General features: G+C 74.4%; 16 protein-coding genes. 9 read left to right on the top strand and 7 right to left on the bottom strand.

What is annotated here, in order from left to right:
- Nucleotides 1-157 precede the first annotated feature (157 nt).
- The 6 genes from ABD335_RS15610 to ABD335_RS15585 are packed head-to-tail and all read left to right on the top strand — an operon-like array spanning nucleotide 158 to nucleotide 5,392.
- A complete protein-coding gene (locus ABD335_RS15610) occupies nucleotides 158-1,465 on the top strand; it encodes an ATP-binding protein (RefSeq protein WP_344323187.1) in 1,308 nt (435 codons plus the stop codon).
- Complete coding sequence (locus tag ABD335_RS15605; protein WP_344323185.1) at nucleotides 1,462-1,872, top strand: roadblock/LC7 domain-containing protein; 411 nt, start codon at nucleotides 1,462-1,464, stop codon at nucleotides 1,870-1,872. Before ABD335_RS15610 ends, ABD335_RS15605 begins: the two co-directional genes overlap by 4 nt.
- 11 nt (nucleotides 1,873-1,883) lie before the next feature.
- Nucleotides 1,884-2,231 (top strand): DUF742 domain-containing protein, encoded by a 348-nt coding sequence (locus ABD335_RS15600; RefSeq protein ID WP_425583649.1) that lies wholly within the window; start codon nucleotides 1,884-1,886, stop codon nucleotides 2,229-2,231.
- Nucleotides 2,209-2,820 (top strand): GTP-binding protein, encoded by a 612-nt coding sequence (locus ABD335_RS15595; protein WP_344323182.1) that lies wholly within the window; start codon nucleotides 2,209-2,211, stop codon nucleotides 2,818-2,820. Before ABD335_RS15600 ends, ABD335_RS15595 begins: the two co-directional genes overlap by 23 nt.
- Complete coding sequence (locus tag ABD335_RS15590) at nucleotides 2,817-4,301, top strand: cytochrome P450 family protein (RefSeq protein ID WP_344323179.1); 1,485 nt, start codon at nucleotides 2,817-2,819, stop codon at nucleotides 4,299-4,301. Before ABD335_RS15595 ends, ABD335_RS15590 begins: the two co-directional genes overlap by 4 nt.
- Nucleotides 4,283-5,392, top strand: coding sequence for a cytochrome P450 family protein (locus tag ABD335_RS15585; protein ID WP_344323177.1), 1,110 nt, complete (start codon nucleotides 4,283-4,285; stop codon nucleotides 5,390-5,392). The genes ABD335_RS15590 and ABD335_RS15585 overlap by 19 nt, the downstream gene beginning before the upstream one ends.
- A gap of 144 nt (nucleotides 5,393-5,536) precedes the next feature.
- Here the strand turns inward: ABD335_RS15585 and ABD335_RS15580 are convergent, their stop codons facing one another.
- From ABD335_RS15580 to ABD335_RS15570, 3 genes are all read right to left on the bottom strand, one after another.
- A complete protein-coding gene (locus ABD335_RS15580; protein ID WP_344323175.1) occupies nucleotides 5,537-8,554 on the bottom strand; it encodes an AAA family ATPase in 3,018 nt (1,005 codons plus the stop codon).
- Nucleotides 8,551-9,717 carry an exonuclease SbcCD subunit D gene (locus ABD335_RS15575; protein ID WP_344323173.1) on the bottom strand — a complete coding sequence of 389 codons (1,167 nt, stop codon included), beginning with the start codon at nucleotides 9,715-9,717 and terminating at the stop codon, nucleotides 8,551-8,553. The genes ABD335_RS15580 and ABD335_RS15575 overlap by 4 nt, the downstream gene beginning before the upstream one ends.
- A 260-nt stretch (nucleotides 9,718-9,977) precedes the next feature.
- On the bottom strand, nucleotides 9,978-10,604 hold the full coding sequence (locus ABD335_RS15570) for a YigZ family protein (protein WP_344323171.1): 627 nt from the start codon (nucleotides 10,602-10,604) through the stop codon (nucleotides 9,978-9,980).
- A gap of 107 nt (nucleotides 10,605-10,711) precedes the next feature.
- Here ABD335_RS15570 and ABD335_RS15565 point away from each other — a divergent pair, with 107 nt between their 5' ends.
- Complete coding sequence (locus tag ABD335_RS15565; protein ID WP_344323168.1) at nucleotides 10,712-11,116, top strand: RidA family protein; 405 nt, start codon at nucleotides 10,712-10,714, stop codon at nucleotides 11,114-11,116.
- A 42-nt stretch (nucleotides 11,117-11,158) separates the two neighbouring features.
- On the top strand, nucleotides 11,159-11,566 hold the full coding sequence (locus ABD335_RS15560) for a CoA-binding protein (protein ID WP_344323166.1): 408 nt from the start codon (nucleotides 11,159-11,161) through the stop codon (nucleotides 11,564-11,566).
- 101 nt (nucleotides 11,567-11,667) lie between these two features.
- Here the strand turns inward: ABD335_RS15560 and ABD335_RS15555 are convergent, their stop codons facing one another.
- The 3 genes from ABD335_RS15555 to ABD335_RS15545 are packed head-to-tail and all read right to left on the bottom strand — an operon-like array spanning nucleotide 11,668 to nucleotide 13,285.
- Nucleotides 11,668-12,045: a hypothetical protein gene (locus tag ABD335_RS15555; RefSeq protein WP_344323165.1), complete on the bottom strand. Its 378-nt coding sequence runs from the start codon at nucleotides 12,043-12,045 to the stop codon at nucleotides 11,668-11,670.
- Between the two features lie 38 nt (nucleotides 12,046-12,083).
- Nucleotides 12,084-12,635: a YbaK/EbsC family protein gene (locus ABD335_RS15550; protein WP_344323163.1), complete on the bottom strand. Its 552-nt coding sequence runs from the start codon at nucleotides 12,633-12,635 to the stop codon at nucleotides 12,084-12,086.
- Nucleotides 12,636-12,694: 59 nt separating this feature from the next.
- Nucleotides 12,695-13,285 carry a helix-turn-helix domain-containing protein gene (locus tag ABD335_RS15545; RefSeq protein ID WP_344323161.1) on the bottom strand — a complete coding sequence of 197 codons (591 nt, stop codon included), beginning with the start codon at nucleotides 13,283-13,285 and terminating at the stop codon, nucleotides 12,695-12,697.
- Between the two features lie 156 nt (nucleotides 13,286-13,441).
- On the opposite strand from ABD335_RS15545, the gene ABD335_RS15540 reads away from it, so the two are divergent.
- Nucleotides 13,442-14,305 (top strand): EamA family transporter, encoded by an 864-nt coding sequence (locus ABD335_RS15540; RefSeq protein ID WP_344323159.1) that lies wholly within the window; start codon nucleotides 13,442-13,444, stop codon nucleotides 14,303-14,305.
- Between the two features lie 174 nt (nucleotides 14,306-14,479).
- Here ABD335_RS15540 and ABD335_RS15535 read toward each other — a convergent pair whose 3' ends face one another.
- Entirely contained in the window at nucleotides 14,480-15,256 is a 777-nt protein-coding gene (locus ABD335_RS15535; protein ID WP_344323156.1) for an acyltransferase, read from the bottom strand.
- Nucleotides 15,257-15,355 lie beyond the last annotated feature (99 nt).

The raw sequence follows: 15,355 nt of genomic DNA, 5'->3' as shown, positions 1-15,355 counted from the left end.
ACGGTCACCGGCACGGTGGGAAGCCGGCCATTTCCCCTCCCTCGCATGTGCCGGACGCCTACGCTGCTGTCGCACGCGAACCGTGATCTTCATCGGTCGGCCCCACCCGACGGCTTGACCGTTCCTTCCCGCAACGATGCGTCCGCGAGGAATGCCGATGACCGATATAACGACCGTGGCGAGCCTGCTCGGCTCGGGCCTGGGTGTGGCTCTCACGCCGGTGGTGGTGCACCAGACACGCCGGATCCGCGCACTGCGGACGCAACTGTCCGACGCCCGTTCCGGCAACCTCGTCCGGGACGCCGAGCTGGCCCGCCTGGCCGGGGTGAGCCTGCCGGCCACCGTCCAGGCCGTCAGCGACCGGCAGCCCGTCCCGGACCCGCCGCCGGTCTCGGTGGAGTTGGCCGGGACACCGTTCGCGCGCCACCTCCACGACCTCCAGGAGCAGGTCCTGCGCGCCCTCACCGAAGCCGAGGGCCGTACCGCGCAGATGACCCAGGCCACGCTGCTGTCCGTGGCGCGCACCCTCCAGGCGCTGGCCAACAAGCAGCAGATGGCCGTCACCGACATGCTCCGCAAGCACGACTCGCCGGAGGTGCTGGCGGACCTGCAGGTGGTGGACCACGCCACCGCCCAGATCCTGCGCCGCGCCCAGGCGATCACCGTGGTGTGCGGCTCCTACCCGGGCCGGCAGCACAACGCCACCCCGCTGAGCGACGTGGTGCGGGGCGCGGTCAGCCGCATCCTGGACTTCCGGCGCGTCAAGGTCTTCCACGACGAGGGCGACCGCGCCGTCGTCGGGCGGGCCGTGGAGGGGCTGGTGCTCGCGCTCGCCGAACTGCTGGAGAACGCCACCCGCTACTCGCACCCGGACACCAGGGTGCTGGTGCAGTTCGAGCGCGCGCACAACGGACTGTCCGTCGTCGTCGACGACAAGGGCGTCGGCCTCCAACCCGGCGAACGGGAGCGCGCCAACCGCCTGCTGTCGGGCCAGGGCCCCGTCAGCATCACCCGGCTCGGAGACCCGCCGAAGTTCGGCTTCGCGGTGATCGGCCTGCTCAGCGCCCGGTACGGGTTCGAGGTGTCGGTGACCAAGTCCCCCTACAGCGGGGTGCGGGCCGTGGCGTTCCTGCCCAGCGCGCTGCTGACCGACAGCGCGCCGGCGCCGGACACCGCCGGTGCGCACGGCGCCCCCTCCGCGGTCGCCGTACGGGCCTCCGCGCCGGCGCCCGTCCCGGCGTCGGCGGCGCGGGAGACGACAGCGGGCGGTCTCCCCAAGCGGCGGCGGCACTCCGCGGAGACGCCGGCGTCCGGCGTGCCCGTCGCACGGTCCGGCCGGTCGTCGGCGCCCGGCCGCTCACCGCGGGAGTCCGCCGCCACGCTGGGCGGGTTCGCCCGCGCGGCACGGGCCGCCCAGCGCTCCACGTCGACGCCCGAAGGGTCTGAAGGGAACAGCGAGGCATGATCTTCGACAACGAGAAGCTGGCCTGGATGCTGGGACAGCTCATGGACCAGCCCGAGGTCTACGACGCCCTGCTGGTGTCGGGGGACGGCCTGGTCCGGGCCTGCACCCCCAACCTGGACCGGGACACCGCCGAGCAGATGGCCGCGGCCCTGGCCGGCGTGCAGGCCACCTCCAGCGCCAGCGCGCGGCTGTGCCGCTCCGAGCCCGACTCCTGGGAGCAGAGCCTGACGCAGTTCCGCGACGGGTACGTCATCACCATCCGGGCCGGGGAGGGCAGCTTCCTGACGGTCGCGACCTCCGCCGCGGCCGACGTGGAGGCGATCGGCTTCCGGATGCACCAGCTGGTGGCCCAGCTCGGCGGGCAGATGGCGAGCGAGCCCCGCCGCGACGCCGGCAGTCCGACATGACCCCCCGCCGCGTGCGCACGGATCTGGTCCGGCCGTACGTCATCACCGGCGGTCGCCACGAACCCAGTCGCAACACCCACTCCCTGGACCTGGTCGCCCTCGTCACCGCCACCGGCGACCGCCCCGTGGGGGAGCTGGAGCCGGAGCAGCAGAAGATGGTCCGGCTCTGCCAGGGCGGCTACCTGTCGGTGGCGGAGGTCGCCGGTCACGTACGGCTTCCCGTGGCCGTCACCACGATCCTGCTGGCGGACCTGATCGACAGCGGCCACATGGTCGTGCGCAAGCCCCCGCCGGTGGCCCAACCCACCGATCTCGACGTCCTGGAGAAGGTGCTGGATGGTCTCAACAACATCCTCTGACAGCGGCATCTACGTGCGCGACACCGTCGAGACCGCCGCGAAGCTCCTCGTCGTCGGGCCGTTCGGGGTCGGCAAGACCACGCTGATCGGCGCGGTCAGCGAGATCGAGCCGCTGCGCACCGAGGAGGTCATGACGCAGGCCGGCGCGCTGGTGGACGATCTGAAGGGCATCGAGGACAAGAGGACGACCACGGTCGCGATGGACTTCGGCCGTCTCACCCTCGCCCCGGACCTGGTGCTCTACCTGTTCGGCGCGCCCGGCCAGCAGCGCTTCATGCGGGTGGCGCCGGTGTGGCGGCAGCTCACCGAGGGCGCCTACGGCGCCCTGGTGCTGGCCGACACCCGGCGGCTGGAAGCCTCCTTCGACGCCATGGAGACGGTGGAGAAGCACGGCCTGCCGTACGCGGTCGCCCTCAACTCCTTCCCCGACGCGCCCCGGTTCCCGGAGGAGGAGCTCCGCGAGGCCCTCGACCTGAGCCCCGAAACCCCCCTGGTCAGTTGTGACGCGCGGGACCGTGCCTCTGCCGCGCGGGCACTGATCGCCCTGGTCAAGCACGTTCACACCCACTACCGGGAGCACCTCCAGTGACAACCCCGTCCTTCGGCCCGGGCACCGTTCCTCCGCCGGGCTGCCCGGCCCACCGGGCCCACGGCGGCGCGGGCGGCCGTCTGCCCGCGCTGTACGGTCCCGAGTTCGCCGCCGACCCGGACTCCGTCTACGCCGGGCTCCGCCCGCACGGGCCCGCCCACTGGGTGGAGCTCGCCCCCGGCGTCCCGGCCATCGTGGTCACCGACTACGGCGCGGCGCTGGAGGTGCTGCGCAGCTCGCAGTTCAGCAAGGACGCCCGCCGCTGGACCGCCCTGGTCCAGGGGAGGATCCCCATGGACAACGAGGTCGTCCCGATGATGGGGTTCCGGCCCAGCCTGCTGTTCGCCGACGGCGACCGGCACCTGCGGCTGCGCAAGACCGTCGACGACGCCCTGGCCCGGGTCGACTCCTACCGGGTGCGCTCCTTCGTGCAGCGCAGCGCGGCCAGGCTGATCGACGAGTTCGGTGCGGCCGGTTCGGCGGACCTGGTCTCCCAGTACGCCACCCGCATCCCGGCGCTGGTGTTCACCCAGCTCTTCGGCTGCTCCGACGAGCAGACGGACCGGATGGCCGAGGCGTGCCTCCAGATGATCGCGGCCGAACCCGAGATCGCCCAGCGGGGCAGCGAGGAGCTGGCGCGCTGCCTGGCCGACCTCATCGCCGCCAAGCGCCGCTCCCCCGGAGCCGACCTGACCTCCTGGCTGCTGCACCACCCACTGGGGCTGACGGACGAGGAGATGCTCCACCAGTTGGTGGTCCTCATCGGCGCGGGCGTCGTGCCGCAGTCGGCCTGGATCTCCAGCGCGATCATGCTGCTGCTGACCGACGACCGTTTCGCCGGCGACCTCTCCGGCGGCAGCCTGACCGTCGCCGACGCCCTCAACGAGGTGCTGTGGGAGCGGTCCCCGATGGCGAACTTCTGCTTCCACTACGCCATCGGCGAGTACGACCTGCGCGACGACTCCGGAGCGGGGCTGGTGATCCCCCCGGGCGTCCCGGTGCTCATCAGCCACGAGGCCGTCAACAGCCAGGTGGCCCGCGAGATCGACACGGACCGCCGCACCGCCAACCACGCGCACCTGGCCTTCGGCGCGGGACCGCACGTGTGCCCCGCGCAGAGCATCTCGGAGATCATCTCCGACGTGGCGATCGAGACGCTGCTCGACGTGCTCCCCGATGTCGAACTCGCCGTCCCCGCAGAGGATCTGACCTGGCGTCACGGACCCTTCCACCGCAGCCTCACGGCGCTGCCCGTGACCTTCCCCGCACTCTCCGCACCCGTCTCCGTGCCCACGACCGTGCCACCCGCGTCCGAACCGACATCCGGAGGTCAGTCATGGAATCCCCCACCGTCCCCGGCACCGACGTCCACGTCCTCGATCCCACCGGCCGCGACCTCCACGGCGAGGCGGCCCGACTCCGCGCCCGAGGACCGGCGACGCCGGTGGAGCTCCCCGGCGGCGTGGTTGCGTGGTCGGTGACCGGCCACGAGTACGTCAAGCGGCTCGCGGGGGACCGCCGGGTCTCCCGCGACCCCCGCCGGCACTGGCCCGAGTTGGAGCGAATACCCCAGGACTGGGCCCTCAACGTGTGGGTGCGCGTGGTGAGCGCCTTCACCAGCTACGGCGAGGAGCACCGCCGCCTGCGCAACATGATCGCCCCGTCCTTCACGCCCCGCCGCACCGAGGCGCTGCGCCCCCGCGTCCAGAAGATCGTCGACGGACTGATCACCGACCTGGAGTCCATCGAGCCGGGTGAACCGGTGGACCTGCGCGCCCGGTTCGCCTACATCATCCCCAACGAGGTCATCTGCGAGCTGTTCGGCGTCCCGGCCGACATGCGCGCCTGGACGCGTCGGGTCATGGACGCCGTCCTGAACACCGGCGCCTCCCCCGAGCAGGCACGCGCCGACTACGCCGAGATGTGGGCCTGCATGCGCGCGCTCGCGGACATCAAGCGCGTCAGGCCGGGCGACGACATGACCAGCGACCTGATCGCCGCCCGCGACGGCGACTTCGCCTTCGACGAGGACCAGCTGATCAGCACCCTCGTCCTGATGATCGGCGCCGGCAGCGAGACGGCCGTCAACCTGATCGCCAAGGCCACCCACGCCCTGCTCACCCACCCCGACCAGCTCGCCCTGGTGCGGGAGGGGAAGGCGACCTGGGACGACGTGATCGAGGAGACGCTGCGCCTCGAAGCCCCGATCATGCACATGCCCCTGCGGTACGCGGTGGAGGACATCGACCTCGACGGCGTGCGGATCCGCAAGGGCGACGCGATCATCCTCGCCTTCGGCGCCGCGGGCCGCGACCCCGCCCTCAACGGCGAGGACGCCGACGTCTTCGACCTCACCCGCGAGGAGCGCGAGCACATGGCGTTCGGTTACGGGGTGCACTACTGCCTCGGCGCCCCCCTGGCCCGTCTGGAGGCGTCCATCGCGCTCCCGGCCCTCTTCGAGCACTTCCCCGACATGCGGCCGGCCGTCGACCCCGCCGAACTGGTGCCCCAGGCGTCCTTCATCGCCAACGGCCACCGGTCCCTGCCGGTTCACCTCAAGCCCGTCTCCTGAGGCGCCGAATCGTTTCCTCTCACGGGCCGCCGGGCCTTCCGTGCCCGGCGGCCCGTGGCGCCGGCGCGCCGCCCGCCGGGGAGGAGGACCGCGTGGCCGGTCCCGCCCCGGCGGGAGGCACCGGCGACCGGGGCGGTGCGGCCGTCACTCGGGTGTCGCGCCCCGATGCCGGATGACCGAGCCCGCCCGGCCCTTGACCACCTCCAACTGGACCGGGATGCGCCGGCGCAGGTCGGCGACGTGGCTGACGATGCCGACGCTGCGGTCGCGCTCGCGCAGGGAGTCCAGCACGTCCAGCACCTCGTCGAGGGTCTGGTCGTCCAGGCTGCCGAACCCCTCGTCGATGAAGAGGGTGTCCAGGCGCAGCCCGCCCGTCTCCTCGGTGACGACGTCGGCGAGGCCGAGCGCGAGGGCGAGCGAGGCGAAGAACGTCTCCCCGCCGGAGAGGGTGGCGGTGTCGCGTTCGCTGCCCGTCCAGGCGTCGATGACGTGCAGGCCCAGACCGGAGCGGCCCCGGCCGGGACCGCGCGCGTCGGAGTGGACCAGGGTGTAGCGTCCGCCGGACATCTGCGTCAGCCGGGCACTGGCCGCGGCGGCGACCTGCTCCAGACGGGCGGCCAGGACGTAGGACTCCAGGCGCATCCTGCGCTCGTTCTCCGCGGAGGTCCCGGCTGCCAGTCCGGCGAGCCGGGTGACGCGGTCGCACTCCTCGCGCTGCGGGGCGAGCGCTCGGGCGTCGGCCAGGGCGCGGGCGGAGAGCCGGTCGAGTTCCTCGCAGCGGCGGCGGGCCTCGGCGTCGGCGGCGGAGGCCGCGTTCAACCGTGCGACGGCCGCGTCCAGCGCGGCCTCGGCCGCGTCGACGTCGACCGGCGGGAGGGCGGCGGCGTCGGCCAGTTCGGGGTCGGCGAGTTCGGCCGCGACGGCCGCCTCCTCGGCCTGCCGGTCGTCGACGCGGCGTTGCAGCACGCGCTGTTCGTGGTCGGTGAGCCGGGCGTCGGCGGCGGCCTGCGGCGTGTCGAAGCCCGCGTGCCAGGCGGCGTCCGCGAGCCGCGCGTCGGCCTCCTTCAGTCGTCGCGCGGCGGCCTCGGCGGCCGAGACGGCCTCGGCCGCCGAGGCCAACAGGGCGGCGCGGCGCTCCAGTTCGTCGGCGCGGTGGGCGACGGAGGCGGCCTCGCCCCGGGCTCGGGCCACCTGCTCGCGAAGTCCGTCCCGCTCGGCCAGCAGCGCCTCGCGCCGGGAAGCGCGGGAGGCCGCCCGGCGTTCGGCGTCCCGTCGGGCGGCCTGGCGGACCTCGTGCTCGCGCTGGAGCCGTTCGAAGGCCGCGCGGGCGTCCGCGGCGCCGGCGGCGATCCGACGGGCGTCGACGTGCTCGGTCTCCAACCCGGCCACCTCGTCGGCCAGTTCGGCCACGGACGCCTCGCCCGCCTCCTCCCCCGCCAGGGCCAGCCTCTCCCGGAGGGAGTCCAGCCGCCGCTCGATCAGCCGGTGCGCCTCCTCGGCCCGCCGGTGACGCTCCAGGGCCGCCTCCTCGGCCTGCCGGTCGACGTGCCGCGCGCCGGGGCGGGCCGGGACGGGGTGGTCGGGCGAGCCGCACACCATGCACGGCTCACCGTCCCTCAGTTCGCCGGCGAGTTCGGCCGCGATGCCGTCCAGCCGCCGTGCCCTGACGTCCAGCCAGTCCTGTTTGGCGGCCAGCGCCCGCTCGTGGGCCGCCGCCAGTTCGGCTCGGGTGGCGGCCTCCTCGGCGGTGAGGGCGTCGCGGCTGCGGGCGGCCTCCAGCCGTCGCCGGACGGTGTCGAGCCGCCGGGCGAGCTGTTCGGCGCGGGACGCGGCCTCGACGGCGGCGTCGACGCGCCGCTGGTGGGCGTCGCGGGTTGCCTCCCAGCCCGCCAGCCACTCCTCCGCCTCCCGCAGCAGCTCCTCGTCCTCGCCCGACTCCCGTTCCAGGCGGGCGAGTTCGGCGGCGAGGCGGGCGCCGCGCTCCTCGGCGTGCCGGGCGGCGTCGAGGGCGCCCAGTTCCTGGCGGGTGGCGCGTTCGAGGTCGGCGAGCCGTTCCGCGGGGGCCTGGGCCAGGTCGGCGGGCAGCCGGTCGCGGGCCCGTTCCTCGGCGAGCGCCGTGCGGCGGCGCTCGGCCTCGGCCCTCTCGCGCGCTTCGAGGACGGGGGCCACGGTCTCGGCGGCGCGGGCCCGTTCCAGCCGGGCGCGGTCCCGGTCGTGCTCCCGCGCCCCGGCGGCCAGGGCCTCGGCGCGCCGGCGGGCGGCGGCGTGGCGTCTGCGGAGGCGGTCCCGTTCCCGGGCCTCCTCCAGGCGCCGCCGGGCGGTGGTGTGGGCGTCCTCGGCGGCGCGGACGGCCGCGGCGGTGACGTCCCGCCTCTCCCGGGCGGCGGAGCGGGCCAGGGCGGCCCACTCCAGCACGGCGTCGGCCAGGCCCGGGTCTCCGGGCGAGAGGTCCTCGAACGCCGCGCCGTCGAGTTCGCGGCCGGTTCCGGCGGCCTGCCGCATCCGGTGGGCCAGGGCGAGCAGCCTCTCGTCCCCGTCGCGCACCCGGCGCTGCGCGGTGGTGCGCAACTCCGCCAAATGCTGTTCGACGGCGGCGAAGCGGCGGGTGTCGAAGAGGCGGCCCAGCAGCTTGGCGCGTTCCTCCGCCCCGGCCCGCAGGAAGCGGGCGAAGTCGCCCTGCGGCAGCAGGACCACCTGGCAGAACTGCTCGCGGCTCATGCCCATCAGCTGGGTGAGTTCCTCGCCTATCTCCTGGTGGGAGCGGCTGAGGGCCTTCCAGGTGCCGGTGACGGCGTCGTACTCGCGCAGCCAGGACTGGGCCTTCTCGGTGGTCAGGCCGGTGCCGCGCTTCTTGGGGCGGAGCTGTTCGGGCTGCCGGGTGACCTCCAGCCTGCGTCCGCCGACGGTGAGGTCGAGGACCACCTCGGTGCGGGTGTCGGGGTCGGCGTGGTCGCTGCGCAGCCGGCTCGGCCCGGGGACCTGGCGCGCGCCGGGCACGCCGCCGTACAGGGCGTAGCAGACGGCGTCCAGCACGGAGGTCTTGCCCGCGCCGGTGGGGCCGTGCAGCAGGAACAGCCCGGCGGCGGACAGCGCGTCGAAGTCGACCGTCTGGGTGCGCCCGAACGGCCCGAAGGCGGTGACGGTGAGCCGGTGCAGCCTCATCGGGGCGCCTCCGTGCGGGCTTCCTCGGCGCGTACGGCGTCCAGGGCCCGGCTCAGCAGGGCGCGTTCGCGGTCGTCGGGCCCCTCCCCGCCCCGGACGTGGGCGACGAAGCCCTCCAGGATCTGCTGATCGGTGCGGTCGCGGAGGCGGCGCCCGTAGGAGAGGGAGGTGTCCTCCGGGGGCCGTTCGGGGTCGAAGACGAGGGTGAGGACGTGGGGGAAGCGGGCGGCGAGCCGGGCCATCGGCTCGCGCGGGCGGACCGGGTCGGTGAGGGTGGCCTCCACCCACGCCTGCTCGTGGCACTCCAGGGCGGGGTCGGCGAGCAGGTCCTCCAGGCGTCCGCGGACGCGGGCCAGCGGGCGCGGCACCGGGCAGTCGATCCGCTCGGCGCTCACCTCGCCGCCGGGCCCGAGGTCCACCAGCCACATCGACTTGCGGTGGTGGGTCTCGGAGAAGGAGTAGGCGAGCGGCGAGCCGGAGTAGCGGACGCGCTCGGCGAGGGTCTGGCAGCCGTGCAGGTGCCCCAGCGCCACGTAGTCCACGCCGTCGAAGACGCCGGCCGGGACGGAGGCGACGCCGCCGACGGTGATGTCCCGTTCGCTGTCGGAGGGTTCGCCTCCGGTGACGAAGGCGTGGGCCAGGACGACGGAGCGGGTGCCGGCCGGGCGGGAGGCCAGATCGGCGCGGACCCGGTCCATGGCGGCGCCCAGCACGGCCGCGTGACCGGCCTTCTCCACCCCCAGGGCGTCCTTGACCAGGGCGGGTTCCAGGTAGGGCAGTCCGTAGAAGGCGACCTCGCCGTCGTCGTCGGCCAGGACGACGGGGGTGGCGCAGGCGGCGGGGTCGGTGCGCAGGTGGATGCCGGCCCGCCGGATGAGCCCGGCGCCCACTCCCAGTCGGCGGGCCGAGTCGTGGTTCCCGGAGATCATGATGGTGGGCACGTCGAGGGCGGCGAGGCGGTGGAGGGCGTCGTCGAAGAGTTCGACGGCGGCCAGCGGCGGCACCGCCCGGTCGTAGACGTCGCCGGCGACGAGCACCGCGTCGACGCGCTCCCGCCGCACCGTCTCCACGAGGTGGTCGACGAAGGCCGCCTGGGCGGACAGCAGGTTCACCCGGTGGAAGCTCCGTCCCAGGTGCCAGTCCGAGGTGTGCAGCAGTCTCAACGGCCCGCTCCGCCCCGCACGTCTCTCCCTCCGTCGCCCCCGTGGGTCGTGCTCTGGATTGTGGCACGTTCCGGACGGCGCATTGCCCCGGACGGGGGAATCGGACGTCCGGCGGTCCGGGCGGCCGGTGCGGCGGGTCCGTCCGCGAACGCCCTTGGCGGGCCCGGGTGTCGCGCCGTGGGGGCGGTGCGTGACGGGGCGTCGGTTCCGTGGGGGACGGCGATCGGCGGGTGCCTCCGGGAGCGCGGGCGCCGCGCGTCCTACCCGGTTCCGTACGCCTCGCCGCCGGTCTCCAGCCGGGCGGTGCCCGCGGTGGCGTCGGCGAGCCAGGCGCGGAAGTCGTCGACCTCGGCCTCGGGCAGCCCGACCTCGATGGCGACCTCGGCGCCGTAGTGGACGTTCCGCACGTCCCGGCCGCCGGTGCGCAGCTCGTTCTCGATCCGGCCCGCCCGCTGGTGGTCCACCGTGACCGTGACCAGCCTCATCCGCCGCCGGACGACGGTGCCCACGGCGTCCAGGGCCTGGCCGACCGCGCCGCCGTAGGCGCGGATCAGTCCGCCCGCGCCCAGCTTCACCCCGCCGAAGTAGCGCGTGACGACCGCGACGGCGTAGCGGACCTCGCGGCGCAGCAGCATCTGGAGCATGGGCGCCCCGGCCGTGCCGCCGGGCTCCCCGTCGTCACCGGCCTTCTGCACCCCGGCGTCGGCGCCGATGACGTAGGCCCAGCAGTTGTGGGTGGCGTCCGCGTACCGGGCGCGGACGCGGGCGATGAACGCCCGCGCCTCCTCCTCGGTGGCGGCGGGGGCGAGCGAGCAGATGAAACGCGACCTGTTGACCTCGGTCTCGTGGACGCCCTCGGCGGCGACCGTCACGTACTGCTCCCGCACCCGGCCCAGCCTAGATCAGCTCCCTGTCCTCGGCTCCGGCGCCCTCCTCCGGGGTTCGTCCCCGGGGAATTGGACGCGCCGCCACCGGACGCATAGCGTCCGTATTCATGACACAACGGAGAGTGATCCTGAGCGGCTCCACCTTCGAGAGGGAGATCGGCTACGCCCGGGCGGTGGTCGACGGCGACCGGGTGCACGTCTCCGGGACGACCGGCTTCGACTACACGACCATGACCATCTCCGACGACGTGGTGGAGCAGGCCGAGCAGTGCCTGCGGAACATCCGGGCCGCGCTCGCCGAGGCGGGCTGTTCCCTGGCGGACGTGGTGCGGGTGCGGTACCTGTTGCCGCGCCGGGAGGACTTCGAACCGTGCTGGCCCGTCCTGCGTCGCCACTTCGGCGCCGTCCGTCCGGCCGCGACCATGCAGGTGTGCGGGCTCGCCGACCCCCGGATGAAGATCGAGATCGAGGTGGACGCGCGTCTGCCCGCGTCGCCGGGCGCCGGGCGGTGACGCGGCGGGAATGGTCCGGCCGGGGCGCCGGTTGACCGGGACATGTACGCAGACGCAGAGACAGTCCGCAGGATCCTGACCGAGAGCGGCGACACCTGGGCCGTGGTGGGCCTGTCGTCCAACCGCGACCGCGCCGCCTGGGGCGTGGCCCGGGTGCTCCAGCGCTTCGGCAAGCGGATCGTGCCCGTCCACCCCAAGGCGGAGACGGTGCACGGCGAGCGGGGGTACGCCTCCCTCGCCGAGATCCCCTTCCCCGTGGACGTCGTGGACGTGTTCGTCAACTCCGACCTGGCGGGCGGCATCGCGGACGAGGCGGTGGCGATCGGGGCCAAGGCGGTCTGGTTCCAGCTCGGCGTGGTCGACGAGGCGGCGTACGAGCGCACCCGCGCGGCCGGGCTGGACATGGTGATGGACCGCTGCCCGGCGATCGAGATACCGCGGCTGGGCTGAACGGGCCGCCGGGCCGAGCGGGCCCGTGCCGGGCGGTACCGGTGCGGCGGCGGTCCGCGTCCGTCCCGCCGCCGCGCCGGATGTGGGTCACCGGATGTGGGTCACTCGTCCGAGTAGCTGAGTTCGCCGAGGGTCCAACTGCTCACCTCGCGGATGGCGACGCGGTACATCCCCCCGGTGTCGGGGAGGCCGTAGCTTCCCTGGAGGATGCGGGCCAGGTGCAGGTGCAGGTGGGTGGGCCGGGAGCGGTCCTCGCCGCGGCGGGCGTCCGCCCCGGAGGGCTCGAACAGCTCGGCGAACGGCTTCAGCCGTTCGGAGTCCCGCAGGACCTCGGCCACCCGCGCCTTCCAGACGGCCTCGGGTGCCAGCCTGCCGGTGATGACCGCACCGGGCACCACGACGGTCAGAGGCATCTGGTTGCTCTGCTCGGTCTCCACCTTCTCGGCGATGTCGACGAGCAGGTCATCGTGGATCGACATGCGGGCAGAGTAGCGCCCGCGGGGCGTTCCGGCGCCGGTCAGGCCACCGGAACGCCCAGTCCCTCCAGCACGCGCGCGCCGGGGAGGTGGGCGAGGAGCTTGCCGGGCACCAGCAGTTTGCCGCGGCGGCGACCGCTCCCCACCACGACGTACTCGGTGTCGGCGACGGCCGTGTCGACCAGCAGCGGCCAGTCCTCGGGCAGGCCGATCGGGGTGATGCCGCCGTACTCCATGCCGGACTCGCCGACGGCCGTCTCCATGGGGGCGAAGGACGCCTTGCGGGCGCCCAGTTCGCGCCGGACCAGACGGTTGACGTCGGCGCGGGTGTGCGCGAGGACCACGCAGGCGGCGAGGGTGGTCTCCTGGCCCCGGCGGCCCGCGACGACCACGCAGTTGGCGGAGAACTCCGGCGGGATGCCGTGGACCTCGCCGAAGCGGGCGGTGTCGGCGTCGTCCGGGTCGCTGTCGACGTAGACCACGCCGTCGGTCGGGACGGGGCCGCGCAGCGCGGCGGCCACGGGCGGGGCGAGCAGGTCGAGCTTGTCGGCGACCGGCCAGGCGTCGGTGAACTCTCCGATGGGCGCACGCATGCCCGCACGCTAGCAGCCTCGCCGGGCGGGCCCCGCGGGGCCCGCGCAGGGGGCCGGGGTCAGCGCGGTGCGCGCGGCGGCGCGGGCGGCGGCACCGAGACGGCCATGGTCATCTCCACGGGCTCGTCGCCGTCGTTGCGGTAGCCGTGCGGGACGTTCGACTCGAAGGCGGCGGAGGTCCCGGCGGGCACCTCGTGGTCGGCGTCGCCGACGGTGAGGGTGAGCACCCCCGCGGTGACGTGGACCAGTTCGGTGGTCCCGGCGGGGTGCGGGTCGGAGGTGCTGCCCTCCCCCGGCATCAGCCGCCAGAGCCACAGTTCCAGCGGGCCGGGCGCCTCCGCCCCGGCCACCAGGGTGCTGTGGCTGCCGGCCTCGGTGGACCACAGCCGCACCATCTGGTCGGCGGGGACCAGCTTGACGGCCGGCTCCCGGTCGAAGTCCAGCAGGCTGGTGATGCTCACGCCCAGCGCGTCGGCGACCTTGACGACCGTGCCGACGCTGGGGTTGGTGCGGGCCTGTTCGATCTGGATGAGCATGCCGCGGCTGACCCCGGCGCGGGCGGCCAGGGCGTCGAGGGTGAACCCCCTCTCGGTGCGCAGACGCCTGAGGTTGCGGGCGAGTGACTGGGTGAGCTGGTCGAGGTCCGTCACGCGCGTCTCCCGTCTCGTGCTCCCGGCGTCCCGTCGTTCCGCGGGCAGCGCCACTCCGATGCGGATGGTCAAATATTTTTGATTGTCGAGTCCACTACACTGAACTATCGTGTGGTGAACCCCGAAGTCCATGACACTGTACTGTGAGGTGCTTCCTTGATCGCCTTCGCTCTGGCCACCAGCCTGCTGTGGGGGCTGGCCGACTTCGGCGGCGGGCTGCTGACCCGGCGCATCCCCGCCCTGACCGTGGTGGTCGTCTCCCAGACGATCGCCGCGGCCGTGCTCGGGGCGATCGTCGTGGCGACCGGGGCCTGGAGCGAGGCCGGGGAGCGGCTGTGGTTCGCCGTCGCGGCCGGCCTGATCGGCCCGGCGGCGATGCTGTGCTTCTACCGGGCCCTGGCCCTGGGGCCGATGGGCGTGGTCTCCCCGCTCGCCGCGCTGGCCGTCGTCGTCCCCGTCGGGGTGGGCCTGGCCCTGGGCGAGCGGCCGGACCTGCCGCAGTACGCGGGCATCGCCGTCGCCACCGCCGGGGTGGTGCTGGCGGGCGGTCCGCAGCTGAAGGGCGCGCCGGTGCAGCGGCGGGCGCTGGTGCTCACCCTGGCCTCGGCGGTCGGCTTCGGAGCGGTGATGGCGCTGATCGCGGAGGCGTCCACCACCCTCACCGGCCTGTACCTCGCCCTGTTCGTCCAGCGCCTGTGCAACGTCGCGGTCGGCGGGGCGGCCCTGTACGTCTCGGTGCGGCGCGGCGGCGCGGCGCTGCCGCCGGAGGGCGGCCGGAAGGCCGTCGTCTCCTCCCTCCCGGCGCTCGCCTTCGTCGGGTTGGCCGACGTCGCCGCCAACGGCACCTACGCGCTGGCCGCCCGGATCGGTCCGGTCACCATCGCCGCGGTGCTCGCCTCCCTCTACCCCGTGATCACCGCGCTGGCCGCACGCGCCGTGCTGCGGGAGAGACTGCTCGCGGTGCAGGCGGCGGGCGCCGGGCTGGCGATGGCCGGCGGTCTGCTGCTGGCCTCGGGCTGACCCGCGCCGCCCGGCCCGGCCTCGCGGGAACCCTCACACGAACCAGTGGTAGCGGGCGGCGTACAGCAGCACCGCCAGGCCGTGCAGGAGCACGGCGAAGAGCAGTAGAAGTCGCAGGTTCCGGTTGCTCACGCGCACGCACCCCGTCGGTTCTCCGGCTCCGGCCGGGCCCCGTCAGCGACCGGCCGCCGCGTCCAGTGTGCCCGCCTCGGGCCCGGCCGTGTCGAGCGCCGCCAGGGCGCGCAGCTCCTCGGAGGTGACGCCCTCGGGGATCGGCACGGGCGGCGGGGTGCGCAGCGGGGGCAGCCAGCCCTCCTCGGCGTCCCAGCGCCGTACGACCTTCGCGGGCGCGCCCGCGACCACGGCGTGGTCGGGCACCTCGCCCCGGACGACCGACCCGGCCGCCACCACCACGTTCCGCCCCAGCCGCGCCCCCGGCAGCACCACCGCTCCCGTGCCCAGCCAACTGCCCGCGCCGATCTCCACGGGCGCGGACCGCGGCCACTGTCTGCCGATCGGCGTGTGGGGGTCGTCGTAGGAGTGGTTGGTGGAGGTGATGTAGACGTACGGGCCGCAGAAGACGTCGTCCCCGATGGTCACGCGCGCCTGCGCGGTGTCGGCGACCACGTGGCTGCCGCGGCCGAGGACCACCCCGTTGCCCAGCCGCAGCACCGTGTCCGGGCCGAGGTCGAGGTCCGGCATCATCCCGGCGGTCAGCGTGACCTCGGCGCCGATCACACAGTGGTCGCCCAGCTCGATCCACCGGGTGCCGAACAGCGTGCCCTGGGGGAAGGCCAGCCGGGTGCCCTCCCCGATCCGGCGGAAGGCGTACGGACCGGGGTGCTCGGCGGTGACGGCGCCCGCCCGCTGCGCGTGACGCCACAGGGCGTGCACGGCGCGGGACACGGCACGGGACGCCAGGGATGAGAACACGTTCCTGCGGTTCGGCACCCGCTCACCGTAGACGCCCCGGGGTGCGGCGCACCGCCCCGTGTGCTGTGATCCTTGCCCCACCCACCGACTACCGTGCCGGTGGAGGGGTGATCGCGT

The organism is Streptomyces macrosporus (assembly GCF_039533145.1).
Classification (GTDB): Bacteria; Actinomycetota; Actinomycetes; order Streptomycetales; family Streptomycetaceae; genus Streptomyces; species Streptomyces macrosporus.
This window is presented reverse-complemented; position numbering and strand designations above follow the sequence as displayed.